The 12,701-nt window shown below is 72.2% G+C and carries 14 protein-coding genes and 1 tRNA gene; 10 read left to right on the plus strand and 5 right to left on the minus strand.

The genetic code is table 11. The features are described from left to right. The 4 genes from J3A75_RS08555 to lpdA all read left to right on the plus strand — a co-directional run bounded on the left by J3A75_RS08555 (position 1) and on the right by lpdA (position 3,901). Positions 1-300 carry a YciI family protein gene (locus tag J3A75_RS08555; RefSeq protein ID WP_012317926.1) on the plus strand — a complete coding sequence of 100 codons (300 nt, stop codon included), beginning with the start codon at positions 1-3 and terminating at the stop codon, positions 298-300. 47 nt (positions 301-347) lie between these two features. Next, complete coding sequence (odhB, locus tag J3A75_RS08560; protein ID WP_209649985.1) at positions 348-1,667, plus strand: 2-oxoglutarate dehydrogenase complex dihydrolipoyllysine-residue succinyltransferase; 1,320 nt, start codon at positions 348-350, stop codon at positions 1,665-1,667. A 7-nt stretch (positions 1,668-1,674) separates the two neighbouring features. Beyond that, positions 1,675-2,430 carry an SDR family oxidoreductase gene (locus tag J3A75_RS08565; RefSeq protein WP_012317928.1) on the plus strand — a complete coding sequence of 252 codons (756 nt, stop codon included), beginning with the start codon at positions 1,675-1,677 and terminating at the stop codon, positions 2,428-2,430. 67 nt (positions 2,431-2,497) lie between these two features. Continuing rightward, complete coding sequence (lpdA, locus tag J3A75_RS08570) at positions 2,498-3,901, plus strand: dihydrolipoyl dehydrogenase (RefSeq protein WP_012317929.1); 1,404 nt, start codon at positions 2,498-2,500, stop codon at positions 3,899-3,901. Positions 3,902-4,043: 142 nt separating this feature from the next. Here the strand turns inward: lpdA and J3A75_RS08575 are convergent, their stop codons facing one another. Further along, a complete protein-coding gene (locus J3A75_RS08575) occupies positions 4,044-4,814 on the minus strand; it encodes a response regulator (protein ID WP_245364349.1) in 771 nt (256 codons plus the stop codon). A gap of 240 nt (positions 4,815-5,054) precedes the next feature. Further along, a complete protein-coding gene (locus tag J3A75_RS08580) occupies positions 5,055-6,035 on the minus strand; it encodes a tyrosine recombinase XerC (RefSeq protein WP_012317931.1) in 981 nt (326 codons plus the stop codon). 104 nt (positions 6,036-6,139) lie between these two features. On the opposite strand from J3A75_RS08580, the gene J3A75_RS08585 reads away from it, so the two are divergent. Both J3A75_RS08585 and ruvC read left to right on the plus strand, forming a co-directional pair. Continuing rightward, a complete protein-coding gene (locus J3A75_RS08585; RefSeq protein WP_012317932.1) occupies positions 6,140-6,460 on the plus strand; it encodes a YnfA family protein in 321 nt (106 codons plus the stop codon). A gap of 128 nt (positions 6,461-6,588) precedes the next feature. Then, complete coding sequence (gene ruvC, locus J3A75_RS08590) at positions 6,589-7,212, plus strand: crossover junction endodeoxyribonuclease RuvC (protein ID WP_012317933.1); 624 nt, start codon at positions 6,589-6,591, stop codon at positions 7,210-7,212. Between the two features lie 17 nt (positions 7,213-7,229). On the opposite strand, the gene J3A75_RS08595 is transcribed toward ruvC, so the two are convergent. Beyond that, positions 7,230-7,313 (minus strand) — tRNA-Tyr (locus J3A75_RS08595). A 240-nt stretch (positions 7,314-7,553) separates the two neighbouring features. Here J3A75_RS08595 and J3A75_RS08600 point away from each other — a divergent pair. The 4 genes from J3A75_RS08600 (at position 7,554) to J3A75_RS08615 (ending at position 11,162) form a co-directional block, all read left to right on the plus strand. Next, positions 7,554-9,404, plus strand: a complete 1,851-nt coding sequence (locus tag J3A75_RS08600; protein WP_083460928.1) for a DEAD/DEAH box helicase — start codon at positions 7,554-7,556, stop codon at positions 9,402-9,404. Positions 9,405-9,426: 22 nt separating this feature from the next. After that, a complete protein-coding gene (locus tag J3A75_RS08605; protein WP_012317935.1) occupies positions 9,427-9,750 on the plus strand; it encodes a hypothetical protein in 324 nt (107 codons plus the stop codon). 121 nt (positions 9,751-9,871) lie between these two features. Next, positions 9,872-10,285, plus strand: coding sequence for a DUF3597 domain-containing protein (locus J3A75_RS08610; RefSeq protein ID WP_012317936.1), 414 nt, complete (start codon positions 9,872-9,874; stop codon positions 10,283-10,285). Between the two features lie 205 nt (positions 10,286-10,490). Then, a complete protein-coding gene (locus J3A75_RS08615; protein ID WP_209649987.1) occupies positions 10,491-11,162 on the plus strand; it encodes an ankyrin repeat domain-containing protein in 672 nt (223 codons plus the stop codon). 22 nt (positions 11,163-11,184) lie between these two features. On the opposite strand, the gene J3A75_RS08620 is transcribed toward J3A75_RS08615, so the two are convergent. Both J3A75_RS08620 and J3A75_RS08625 read right to left on the minus strand, forming a co-directional pair. Beyond that, entirely contained in the window at positions 11,185-12,312 is a 1,128-nt protein-coding gene (locus J3A75_RS08620) for a polyamine ABC transporter substrate-binding protein (protein WP_024830886.1), read from the minus strand. Continuing rightward, positions 12,309-12,665, minus strand: coding sequence for a RidA family protein (locus tag J3A75_RS08625; protein WP_024830885.1), 357 nt, complete (start codon positions 12,663-12,665; stop codon positions 12,309-12,311). The genes J3A75_RS08620 and J3A75_RS08625 overlap by 4 nt, the downstream gene beginning before the upstream one ends. Positions 12,666-12,701 lie beyond the last annotated feature (36 nt).

The raw sequence follows: 12,701 nt of genomic DNA on the forward strand, positions 1-12,701 counted from the left end.
ATGGCCTACTTCCTGCTCCGTCTGGAACCGCCCCGCCCGAGCTTCCCGTTCGACGCGACGGAGGCCGAGAAGGCGCTGTTCTCGGCGCATTCCGGCTACTGGATGGAGCAGGCGGCCCGTGGAGCCGCCATCGCGGTCGGGCCCGTCTTCGAGTCCGGCGGCACCTGGGGCCTGGCCCTGGTCGAGGCCGACGACGCGGCCGGGGCCGAGGCGCTCGGCGAAGCAGATCCCGTCCTGATGGCGCAGGCAGGCTTCCGGTACACCGTCTCGCCCGTTCCATCCCTGATCCTGCGGCGCTGACGTCGCGGCCCGACATCCAGAGGAGGCCCCCCGCGGGGCAGAAGAGCATGGCAACCGACATCCTCGTCCCGACCCTCGGCGAATCCGTGAGCGAGGCCACCATCGGCCGCTGGTTCAAGAAGCCCGGCGACACGGTCGCGGCCGACGAGCCGATCGTCGAGCTCGAGACCGACAAGGTCACGCTGGAGGTGAACGCCCCGGCGGCTGGCCAGCTCGGCGAGATCCTGGTCAAGGACGGCGAGACCGTGGAGCCCGGCGCCCTGCTCGGCTCGATCGTCGAGGCCGGTGCCGGTGCAGGCGCCGGCAAGAAGGCCGCCCCGAAGGAGGCCGCCGAGACCAAGGCCGAGAGCCGGAGCGAGGCCCCGAAGGCCGCAGCGCCCGCCAAAGCCGAGGCGCCGGCCCAGGAATCCTCTGCCGGCTACGGCAACCACGGCGACGCCGCCCCCGCGGCCCAGCAGCGCCCGGTCGGCGACAACGGCCCGGCGGTGGCGAAGCTCGCCCGCGAATCCGGTGTCGATCCGTCGAGCGTGAACGGCTCCGGCAAGGACGGCCGCGTTACCAAGGGCGACATGCTCGGCGCCATCGCCAAGGGCCCGGCACCGACCGCCGCCCCTGCCAAGGAAGCGCGCCCGACCCTGCCGCGGGCCCCCTCGGCGCCGGACGACGCCGCGCGCGAGGAGCGCGTGCGCATGACGAAGCTGCGCCAGACCATCGCGCGCCGCCTCAAGGACGCGCAGGACACGGCGGCGATGCTGACGACGTTCAACGACGTCGACATGTCGGCCGTGATGGCGATGCGCAGCCAGTACAAGGACATCTTCGAGAAGAAGCACGGCACGAAGCTCGGCTTCATGGGCTTCTTCACCAAGGCGGTGATCGGCGCCCTCAAGGACGTGCCGGCGGTCAACGCCGAGATCGACGGGCAGGACCTCGTCTACAAGAACTACTACCACATCGGCATCGCGGTCGGCACCGATAAGGGCCTCGTCGTCCCGGTCGTGCGCGACGCCGACGACCTGTCGATCGCCGGCATCGAGAAGAAGATCGCCGGCTTCGGCAAGAAGGCCCGCGACGGCAAGCTGTCCATCGAGGAGATGCAGGGCGGCACCTTCACGATCACCAACGGCGGCATCTACGGCTCGCTGATGTCGACGCCGATCCTCAACGCGCCGCAATCGGGCATCCTCGGCATGCACCGCATCGAGGAGCGCCCGGTGGTCCGCGCCGGCAAGATCGAGGCGCGGCCGATGATGTACCTCGCCCTGTCGTACGACCATCGCATCGTCGACGGTAAGGAGGCCGTGACCTTCCTGGTGCGGGTCAAGGAGGCGCTGGAGGATCCGGCGCGCCTCGTGCTGGACCTCTGAGGCAGCCATGTCGGGCGCTGAGAACAGGGTCGCGATCGTCACCGGCGGCAGCCGCGGCATCGGCCGCGCGGTGGCGCTGCTCCTGGCGGAGCGCGGCTACACCGTGTGCCTGAGCTACGTGTCGGACGCGGCCGCGGCGCAGGACGTGGTGGACGCGATCGCGGCCCAGGGCGGACACGCGCTCGCCGTGAAGGGCGACGTCGGCGACGAGGCCGACGTCATCGCCCTGTTCAAGGCGGCCGACGGCCTCGGCCGCCTCGCGGCGCTCGTCAACAATGCCGGGGTGGTCGACGTGAAGTCGGACGTCGCCGACATGAGCGTCACCCGCCTGCAGCGCATGATGACCACCAACGTGGTCGGCAGCTTCCTCTGCGCGCGGGAGGCGGTGCGGCGCATGTCGACCAAGCGCGGCGGGGCGGGGGGCGCGATCGTGAATCTGTCCTCGGTGGCGGCGCGCCTCGGCGGCCCCGGTCAGTTCGTGGACTACGCCGCCTCCAAGGGCGCCATCGACTCGCTGACGGTCGGGCTCGCCCGCGAGGTCGCCGCCGAGGGCATCCGGGTCAACGCGGTGGCGCCCGGCATCATCGCCACCGAGATCCACGCCAGCGGCGGCGAGCCCGACCGGGTGGAGCGCCTCGGCCCGGGCGTCCCGATGAAGCGGGCCGGCACCGCGGAGGAGGTGGCCGCACCGATCGTGTGGCTGCTCTCGGAGGAGGCCTCCTACACCACGGGCGCCATCCTCGACATCGGCGGCGGCCGCTGAGCCTCAGCCCGACCTGACATTCCCTGCCCGTCCCACACGCGGCACGACCGAGCGGAAGCGAAGCCTCATGTCCTACGATCTCGTCGTCATCGGTACCGGTCCCGGCGGCTACGTCTGCGCGATCCGCGCGGCGCAGCTCGGCCTGCGGACCGCGGTGGTCGAGAAGCGCGCGACGCACGGCGGCACCTGCCTCAACGTCGGCTGCATCCCGTCCAAGGCCCTGCTGCACGCGTCCGAGGCCTTCGAGGAGGCCAACACGCACTTCGCCGATCTCGGCATCGACGTCGGCACGCCGAAGCTCGACCTGAAGAAGATGATGGCGTTCAAGGCCGAGGGCGTCGCCGGCAACACCAAGGGCGTCGAGTTCCTGCTCAAGAAGAACAAGGTCGACACCTTCCACGGCACCGGCCGGATCGCGGGCGCCGGCCGCGTCGAGGTCATCGCCGAGGACGGCGGCAACCGGATGCTCGAGACCAAGAGCATCGTCATCGCCACCGGCTCGGACGTGGCGCGCCTGCCCGGCGTCACCATCGACGAGAAGGTCGTGGTCTCCTCCACCGGCGCCCTCGAGCTCGACCGAGTGCCCAAGAAGCTCCTCGTCATCGGCGCCGGCGTGATCGGGCTGGAGCTGGGCTCCGTCTGGCGCCGGCTCGGCTCCGAGGTCACCGTGGTCGAGTATCTCGACCGGGTCCTGCCCGGCATGGACGGCGAGGTCGGCAAGCAGTTCCAGCGGATCCTGACCAAGCAGGGCATCGCCTTCAAGCTGTCCACCAAGGTGACCGGCGTCGAGGTCGGCAAGAAGGGCGGCGCGACGGTCACGGTCGAGCCGGCCGCGGGGGGCGCCGCCGAGACGCTGCAGGCGGACGTGGTCCTCGTCTGCATCGGCCGGACGCCCTACACGGAGGGCCTCGGCCTCGACACGGTCGGCGTCCAGCGGGACGACAAGGGCCGGGTCCTCACTGATTCCCACTACGCCACCAACGTGACCGGGATCTACGCCATCGGCGACGTCATCGCCGGCCCGATGCTCGCCCACAAGGCCGAGGACGAGGGCGTGGCGATCGCCGAGATGCTGGCCGGCCAGTCCGGCCACGTGAACTACGGCGTGATCCCGAACGTGGTCTACACGTTCCCGGAGGTCGCCTCGGTGGGCAAGACCGAGGAGGAGCTGAAGAAGGACGGCATCGCCTACAACGCCGGCAAGTTCCCGTTCACGGCCAATGGCCGGGCCAAGGCGAACGGCACCACGGACGGGTTCGTGAAGGTGCTCGCCGACGCCCAGACCGACCGGGTGCTCGGCGTGCACATCGTCGGCGCGGATGCCGGCAACCTGATCGCCGAGGTGGCGGTAGCGATGGAGTTCGGCGCCTCGTCGGAGGATATCGCCCGCACCTGCCACGCGCACCCGACGCTGACCGAAGCCGTCAAGGAAGCCGCGCTGGCGGTGAACAAGCGCGCGATCCACGTCTGACGGGCCACGTCTGACGGACCACGTCTGACGGGCGAAGGCCCACGGCGGCACGCGTTCGATGGCTCGGCAGGCTGAGCCGTCAGCTCGAAGGGCCGCGGGCCTCGCCTTTGTGCGGCCCGTCGGGGGAAGCCCCGGCGCGGGATCAGGCGATCTTGCGCCGGGGATTGGGCAGGTCGGCGATCCGCAGCAGCGCGCTCGGCGCGGGCGGGGCCGTCAGGGCGTTCAGGAGGTACGGCCGGCGCAGGCCCAGCGCGTTGTGCAGGGCGAGATCGATGTCGCGGGCGTAGAACGGCATCCGCAGCACGGCGTCGACGCCGAAGTAGCGGCCGGCCTGGGCGACGGGCTCCAGTTCGGACGTGGTCAGCAGGGTGATCCGGGTCGGGAGGCCCAGGGGCTGGATCTGGCAGGCCAGTTCGAGCCCGTCGATGCCGCCGAGCTTCACGTCGATGAAGGCGAAGTCGTAGGCGGCGAGCTTCAGCTGCTTGAGAGCGTGGCGGCCGTCATCCGTCTCGTCGAGCTCGATCGCGAAGCCGCTGCGCGCCACGACGCGGCTGATCGCCGAACGCCCGGCCGGGGTCGAGCAGGCGAGCAAGGCCCGTGTCGGCGCGCGACGGCGGGCATCCGCGTGGAGCAGCTGCTCGATATGGCTCGGGTCGAGGGGCGTCTTCAGCACCTCGTAGGCCCCGAGGCTCGTGGCGATCTCCTGCCAGTGCGGCAGCACGCGGGTCGCCACCAGCACCAGGCAGGGGGGCTCCGCACCCGCGCGACGCGCGACGGCGACCGCCTCGGGACCGCTGAGGTCGTCGAGCTGCAGCCCGACGAAGGCCAGGGTCGGACGGTGGCGGAGGAGGATGTCGCAGAGGGCCTGACCCGAGGTCGCCTCGTCGATCACGGCGCCGGGATCGAACCGCAAGACGATCTCCCTCAGGGAGACGCGGCGCCCCGGATCGCAGTCCGCGATCACGACACGTGCCGGCGCCCTCCCATCCTGAAGATCCATGACGCCCGCCCAAGCCGATCCCGTTCGTTGCCCATAATGGCCGAGGATCGTGACGAAGCTCTTAAAGAGCGCGGCTATGCACTAGGCGAAACGGATGACGCGCCTATAGCCGCCGATGAGCTCTCTCGAAGTCGAAGTTTTTAGCAATCTTGGTCAATGGCCGGCCCTCGGGTGAGCCGCCGCGTAGGCGCTCATGAGACGGGCGGCGTCGACCTGCGTGTAGAGCTGCGTCGTGGACAGGGAAGCGTGGCCCAGGAGTTCCTGGATCGCGCGCAGCTCGCCCTGGCGCGCCAGCAGATGGGTCGCGAAGGAATGCCGCAGGGCGTGCGGCGTGGCGCTCTCGGGCAAGCCTAGGGCGCCGCGGGCGCGCGCGACGGTGTACTGGATGATGCGCGGCGAGAGCGGGCCGCCCCGGGCGCCGAGGAACAGCGGCCCCTCCGGCGGCAGCGGCAGGGGGCAGGCGGCGACGTAGTCGGCCACGGCCTGCGCCACGACGGGCAGGATCGGCACCATGCGCTGCTTGCCGCCCTTGCCGAGCACGGTGACCTGATCGACGCCCGGCAGGGGGGCGTCGCGGCGACTCAGGCCCAGCGCCTCGGAGATGCGCAGCCCCGCGCCGTAGAGCAGCGCCAGCACGGCGGCGTCCCGGGCCAGGACCCAGGGCTCCCGCTCCTCGCCGGCGCGGATCGCGGTATCGGTCAGCGCCACCGCGGCGGAGACGGGCAGGGGGCGTGGAAGCCGCCGCGGAACCTTGGGCGAGCGCACGCCGCCCAGGGCCGAGACGGTGCCGAAGCCCTCGCGCTCGAGGAAGCGGGCGAAGGAGCGCAGGCCTGCCAGCATGCGCATCAGCGAGCGCCCCGAGACCTCGTCGGCCCGGCGCGCGGCCATGAAGCCGCGGATGTCCCGCACCTTGAGCCCGATCAGCATCGGGATCGTCGGTGTCCCCTGACGGGACGCGAGGTGGTGTAGGAACTGGCGGAGGTCGCGCCCGTAGGCCTCGACGGTGTTGGACGACATCCGCCGCTCCCGCGCCAGCGCCTCGATCCAGGCCAGGACGGCGTCGCGAAGGCGGGCGTCACCCGGAAACAGCAGCCGGTCGCCCTGGGTCTCGTGCGTGCTCGCGTGCGTACTCATGGCGACACTCGACCGGATCCGCGTTGCCGGGAGCTTAATGCCGGTCGCCGTCCGCCCCCAGGGCCGGGCTCGTGCCGCGCGGCGCGCCGTGCCAAGCTGACCCGATGAGCCTCCTCGCCTACGCGGCCGCCGCCCTCGCCGAGATCGCCGGCTGCTTCGCGTTCTGGGCCTGGATGCGGCTCGGACGGTCGGCTTGGTGGACGCTTCCGGGTCTCGCCTCGCTGGCGGCCTTCGCGGCCCTGCTGACCCTCGTGGACAGCCCGGCGGCGGGGCGCACCTTCGCGGCCTACGGCGGCGTCTACGTGGCGGCCTCGGTCCTGTGGCTGTGGCTCGCGGAGGGCCAGCGGCCCGACCGCTGGGACCTCGCGGGCAGCGCGGTCTGCCTCGCCGGAACGGCGCTGATCCTCCTCGGCCGCCGGGGGTGACAGCGGCGCGGCAGCGCACCTTGCCGGGACGGCCACAGGTGGCAACCTCCGCGGCCGGAACCTTGGTGAAACCAAGCGTTCACGATACGTACGGCAGCCTCGGGCCGTTCACCGAGCCGTGGAGCCCCATGACCAGCCCCGTCCGCATTCTCGGCATCGATCCCGGACTCCGCCGCACCGGCTGGGGCCTGATCACCGCGCAGGGTACGAAGCTCACCTACGGCGATTGCGGGGTCGTGACCTCGGACGGGGAGCTTCCGCTGGCCCTGCGCCTGCGGGAGCTGTTCGAGGGGATCGGCCGCATCGTCGAGGCCGTGCGGCCCGACGAGGTCGCCGTGGAGGAGACCTTCGTCAACAAGGACGCCCAGGCGACGCTCAAGCTGGGCCACGCGCGGGCGATGGCGCTGCTCGTGCCGGCCCTCGCCGGCCTGCCGGTGTTCGAGTACGCCCCCAACCTGATCAAGAAGACCGTGGCGGGCTCCGGCCACGCCGAGAAGGTGCAGATCCAGGCGATGGTCCGCTTCCTTCTGCCGAAGGCGGAGTTCCGCGTCGCGGACGCCGCCGACGCGCTGGCCATCGCGATCACCCATGCCAGTCACCGGGACGCCCACGCGCTGCGGCAGGCGCATCTGCCGGGGGGCAAGCGCCGCTCGCTCACCGGTCAGGCGGCCGCGGGACAGGGGCTCGCAGGGAAGGGATTCTCCGCCGCCGCCGCCGCGCGCATCGAGGCCGCGCTGGCGAAACAAGGCTGACGGGATCGGGAAGGACTTGGTGGGGGAAGTAGGACTCGAACCTACGAAGCTTACGCAGCGGATTTACAGTCCGCCCCCTTTGCCGCTCGGGACATTCCCCCAAGGCGGGCATCGCCCGCGGCGCCCTTATGGTGAGGGGTGGGCCGGGTGTCAACGCTTATGGTGCACCGATCCGGCCCGGCGGGTGCGGCAATCGTGGAGAGCGGGGCGGTTTCGCCCGAAAGCGCCGCGCCCGCGGCTCCGCCGCCGGGACGAAAACGCGAACGTTCCGCGACTGCGGGGATTCACAAAGGAATCCGGATCGGCCACGGTGCGCCGATGTCGCCCTGCTTCGCCGGCCCTTGACCCGTCCCGCCCCGTCCCTGCGGTCGCACCAGCGCACGCTGATGGCCCTGGTCGCGGCCATGGCGAGCGGGGAGGCGGCCCATGTCCGGAAGATCCTGGCCGCGGTCACCCCCGGCGGCGGCAAGTCGCTGCTGCCGGTCATCGCCGCGCACCGGCTGATCGCGGCGGGGCTCGTCGAGCGCGTGGTCTGGGTGGTGCCGCGGGATTCGCTGCGGTTGCAGGCCGAGGAGGCCTTCGCCGATCCGCTCTGGCGCGCGGCCTTCGGGCACGCCCTCAGCGTGCGGGCGGCCGACAACGAGCGCGACCCGGCGCGGGGTCTGGCCGGCTACGTCACCACCTATCAGGCGGTCGCGGCCGCCCCGGCGCTCCACCTCGCGGAGGCGCGGGCGCACCGCACCCTGCTGGTGGTCGACGAGGTCCATCACCTGCCGGTCCCCGGCCGCCCGGGCGCCGACGACCCCTCCGCGGAGGATGCCGAGGCCGGGGCGTGGTCCCGCGCGATGCTGCCCGTCATGGAGGCGGCGACCGTGCGCCTGTACCTGTCCGGAACGCTGGAGCGGGCGGACGGGCGGCGGATCCTCGGGCTGCCCTACCGACCCGCCGGGCCCGGCCGCGGTCCGGAGCTCGACCTCGACGCTCCCGGCCTCGCGGTGATCGGCTACTCGCGGGCGCAGGCGCTGGCCGAGCGGGCGGTGCTGCCAGTGACGTTCGGCGCCATCGACGGCGAGGCGAGCTGGCTGGAGGGCGGCCGGATCGCGGGCGACAGCCCGCGCGTCGGACCGCACCGGCTCGGCGCGGGCTCGGTCCGGATCACCACCCGGCCGGCGCTGTTCACCGCCCTGCGGACCGGGTTCGCCCGCGACCTCCTGAGCGAGGCGTTCTTCGCCACGAAGCGCCTGCGCGCCCGGCGCCGGGCCGAGCGCGAGCTCCCGCCCGGCGAGCCGGCCCGGGGGCTCGGCAAGCTCCTCGTGGTGGCGCCCGATCAGGCGAGCGCGCGGGCCTATCTCGGGACCCTGCGGGACTGGATGCCGGCCGGGCAGGGCGAGCGCGATGTCCGCCTCGCGACCTCCGGCCAGGGCGACGCCCACGCGGCGCTGGCCGCGTTCCGGCTCACGCCGGAACCGGCCGTGCTGGTGACGGTGGCGATGGCCTACGAGGGCCTCGACGCCCCGGAGGTCGCGGTGGTCGCGGCCCTGACCCATATCCGCTCCCGGCCCTGGCTCGAGCAGATGCTCGCCCGGGCCACCCGGGTCGATCCCCATGCCGGGCCCTACGACGGGCAGCAGGCGCTGATCTTCCACCCGGACGACCCGCTCTTCGCGCGGTTCCGCCTCGAACTCGAGACCGAGCAGGGCAGCAGCGTCCGGCCGCCCCGCGAGCGGCCGGCGAGCGCCGTCGTGCCCGAGCGGACCCGCTGGCGCGACGACGAGCCGGGCGGGATCACGCCCCTGGAGAGCAACGCGATCGGGATGCGCTACGCCCTGCTGCGCCCGCGCCTCCCCGAACCGGTCCCCGCGGCGCCCGCGCCCGAACCGCCCTCCGTCACCGAGCGGACCCTGCGCCAGCGGCTCGCCGCCGCGGTGGCCGCCCAGGCGGTGGAGGACGAGACCTCTCTGCGCGTCCCCCGCGGCGGCAATCTCGCCCACCGCTACAACGCCGTTCTCAAGCGCGTGCTCGGCAAGGGCCGCGCGACCATGACCCTCCCGGAGCTGGAGGCGGCCCTGTCCTGGCTCGAGCGCAACCGCCTCTCCGACCATCTCGACCGCCTCGACGGCGACGCCCGCTACGCGTGGTCCGCTCGCCAGCGCCGCGGGCGCTGGCAGCCGGAGCGCGCCGCCGGCCGCTGAATCGCCCGGGAAGGAGACAGCCGTGACCGAGAGCCCGCCCGCCGCCTTCGCCGCGACACTCACCGCGTCCGAGCCGCCGAGGGGCTGGGCCGCCCCGCTCGCCGCGCTCTGGTGGCTCGCCCGGGACGGCTCCGGACCGGCCTCCGCCGCCTGGGAGCGGGCGCACCGCCTCGTCCAGGACGCCGGGGGACCCGACGCGGCCTGGGTCCATGCCCATCTCCACCGGATCGAGGGCGACGACGGCAATGCGCGCTACTGGTACGCCCGCGCCGACCGCCCGGTCCCGAACGGCACGCTCGCGGAGGAGCGGAACGCGCTCATCGCCGCCCTCTGGGCACCGTCCTGACCGCTCCGAGCGGCGCCGCGTCGACCGTCCAGGGCCCGCCGGACCGCGGAACGCCAAGGCTCACAGCCAGTTGAATGGCCGCCCGGCGCGGAGATCGGGCCTCGATTATCGGAGCGGATCCATGAGCCTCCTCGGCAGCATCGTCAGCAAGATCCTCCATCCGTTCGGTGGTGGCACCGCGGACGCCGCCCCCGCGCCCAACGCCGGCTCCGGCGGCCCGGCCGGCACGAGCACGCCCTCGACCCCGTCGGCCCCCGGCACGGCCGGCGGCAGCGAGCCGGTGGACGTCGAGGCGGTGCTCACCAGCCTCGCCGAGAAGAACCCGCAGAAGCTCGACTGGCGCCACTCGATCGTCGACCTGATGAAGCTGCTGGGCCTCGATTCCGGCCTCGCCTCGCGCAAGCAGCTCGCCGACGAGCTCCACTACACCGGCGACAAGGACGATTCGGCGAGCATGAACATCTGGCTGCACAAGCAGGTCATGCAGAAGCTCGCCGAGAACGGCGGCAAGGTTCCGGACGATCTGAAGCACTAGAGCGCCGACCCCGCGATCGACGGGCATCGCCGCGGACGGTCTCGACCGTCGCCGCGGCGATGTCGCTTCTCGGGCCCGTCGGGCGCCGGCGGTTCACGCCGACGGCGACACCTGCAGACGAGCCCTTGCAGCGCCCCGGTCTTTCTCGGTCACATGGCCCGCGTCACGCAGCGCCGAATCAGGCGGCGCCGAGGAGCGAACGGTCATGGACAGCCCGACCGGGGACCGCAGCGGCGCCTTCGAGGCGTCCCCTCTCGCCGCGATCGCCGCGGCGGTCGCCCGCGGTGATGTGGCACGCATCGCCGCGCTGGCGCCCGGCCTGGATCTCTCCCTCCGCGGCGACCGGAACCTCACGCTGCTCGAATGGGCGATTTGGAACGCGCGGCCGCGCGCGGTGTCGGCCCTGCTCGACGCGGGCGCGGACCCGTCCGTGCCGGGGCTCGATCTGGAATCCGCGCTGCACATGGCGGCGATGGTCGAGGAGCCGACCTACCTGGAGATCCTGCTGCGGCACGGCGCGCCGGTCGACCCGGTGAGCCCGCGCGCTCGGTGGACGCCGCTGTTCCGCGCCGTCCAGAACCGCCGCGAGGCGCAGATCGTGCTGCTGCTGCGAGCCGGCGCGGATTTGAGCCGGGTCGACGCTACCGGCAACTCGCTGCTGCACGTGGCCGCCCAGGTCGGCGCGGCCAATCCCTGGGTGCTGCGGCTGCTCGAGGCCGGGATCGACCCGACCCTGCGCAACGCGCAGCGAAAGACCTTCCAGCCGTACTTCTTCGCGACGCCGGATCGCCTGCTCAACGACGAAGCGCGCGAGACCCGCGCGGCGGTCCGCGCGTGGCTCGTCCGGCACGGCGTCCCCGCGGAGGCGGGGCGCTGACGAGACCCGGCCGGGCTCCGCGTCAGCGCCCGGTGCGGACCCGGGTCCAGAGGCGGGTGACGAAGCGCTGGGTGCGGTCGTCCCAGGCGGTGTTGATGGACAGGCGCTGCATCGTCGCCTCGTCCGGGTAGATGCCGGGATTGCTCAGGATCTCGGGCTTCACGAACTTCTTCGCCGCGAGGTTGCCGCTGGCGTAGGAGACGAAGTTGGTGTTGGCCGCCGCCACCTCGGGCCGCATCATGTAGTCGATGAAGGCCAGCGCCTCGGCCGGGTGGGCGGCATCCTTCGGGATCGCGAAGGTGTCGAACCACATCAGCGCGCCCTCCTTCGGCACGACGTAGGCGATGTCGATCCCGTTCTTGGCCTCCTCGGCGCGGCGCTTCGCCTGCATGATGTCGCCCGAGTAGCCGACGGCCAGGCAGATATCGCCGTTCGCCAGCGCCTGGATGTACTCCGACGAGTGGAACTTCCGCACGGCGCCGCGCACCTTGTAGAGGGCGTCGGTCACCAGGGTCATGTCGTCCCAGCGCTTGGAATCCGCCTTCGCGCCGAAGGCCGGGAGCATGCTGGGGATCAGGTCCTCGGGGCTGTCGAGCATCATGATCCCGCACTCCTTCAGCTTGTTCGCCGAGGCGGGGTTGAGGACGACGGACCACGAGTTCACCGTCGCGTTGGCGCCCAGGCGCTCGCGGACGGCGGCGACGTTGTAGCCGATGCCGGTCGTGCCCCACATGTAGTCGACGGCGTAGGTGTTGCCGGGATCGTAGGCCGCCAGCCGGCTGGTCACCTCGGGCCAGAGATTGCCGAGGTTCTTCAGCCTGGACTTGTCGAGGGGCAGGAAGGCGCCGGCCCGGATCAGGCGCTGCAGGTAGGGCCCTGACGGCACGACGATGTCGTAGCCCGACCGGCCGGCGAGCAGCTTGGTCTCCAAGATCTCGTTGTTGTCGTAGGTGTCGTAGACGACCTTGATCCCGGTCTCGCGGGTGAAGGCCTCGAGCACCGTGGGGTCGATATAGTCCGACCAGTTGTAGATGTTGACGACCCGCTCCTCGGCGGCCGGTGCCGGCCGCACGAGGGGCAGGGCCGCCAGGAGCCCTCCCGCGAGAACGGCCGCAGCGGCTGCCAGGACGGACCGGCGCCCGCCGTTCACCGGCTCCTCGCGGCCACGACCACGATCTCGACCAGGTACTCGGGCGCGGCGAGCTTGGCCTCGACCGTGGCGCGGGCCGGCGGGTTCTCCGGGGAGACCCAGGCGTCCCAGGCGGCGTTCATCTCCGCGAAGGTCGCGATATCGGCGAGATAGACGGTGGCCGAGAGGATCCGCGCCTTGTCGCTGCCGGCCGCGGCCAGGAGCCGGTCGATCTCCGACAGGATCTGCTGGGTCTGGATCGTGACCCCGGTGCCGACCGTGTCGGACGCGACCTGCCCGGCGAGGTAGACCATGTCGCCGAAGGTGACGGCCTGCGACATCCGCTTGCCCGGCTCGATACGCTGAATGTCCATACCCGTCTCCACATCCTCGAGAACCGGCGTATCTGC

The organism is Methylobacterium sp. PvP105 (assembly GCF_017876975.1).
In the GTDB taxonomy this organism is placed as follows: domain Bacteria; phylum Pseudomonadota; class Alphaproteobacteria; order Rhizobiales; family Beijerinckiaceae; genus Methylobacterium; species Methylobacterium radiotolerans.

Coding starts and splice junctions, on each gene's coding strand:
- J3A75_RS08585 (WP_012317932.1), top strand. CDS start 6,140: ATGAGCCTCCTCGCCTACGCGGCCGCCGCCCTCGCCGAGATCGCCGGC.
- J3A75_RS08610 (WP_012317936.1), top strand. CDS start 9,872: ATGAGCCTCCTCGGCAGCATCGTCAGCAAGATCCTCCATCCGTTCGGT.
- J3A75_RS08555 (WP_012317926.1), top strand. CDS start 1: ATGGCCTACTTCCTGCTCCGTCTGGAACCGCCCCGCCCGAGCTTCCCG.
- odhB (WP_209649985.1), top strand. CDS start 348: ATGGCAACCGACATCCTCGTCCCGACCCTCGGCGAATCCGTGAGCGAG.
- J3A75_RS08580 (WP_012317931.1), bottom strand. CDS start 6,035: ATGAGTACGCACGCGAGCACGCACGAGACCCAGGGCGACCGGCTGCTG.
- J3A75_RS08615 (WP_209649987.1), top strand. CDS start 10,491: ATGGACAGCCCGACCGGGGACCGCAGCGGCGCCTTCGAGGCGTCCCCT.
- lpdA (WP_012317929.1), top strand. CDS start 2,498: ATGTCCTACGATCTCGTCGTCATCGGTACCGGTCCCGGCGGCTACGTC.
- ruvC (WP_012317933.1), top strand. CDS start 6,589: ATGACCAGCCCCGTCCGCATTCTCGGCATCGATCCCGGACTCCGCCGC.
- J3A75_RS08625 (WP_024830885.1), bottom strand. CDS start 12,665: ATGGACATTCAGCGTATCGAGCCGGGCAAGCGGATGTCGCAGGCCGTC.
- J3A75_RS08565 (WP_012317928.1), top strand. CDS start 1,675: ATGTCGGGCGCTGAGAACAGGGTCGCGATCGTCACCGGCGGCAGCCGC.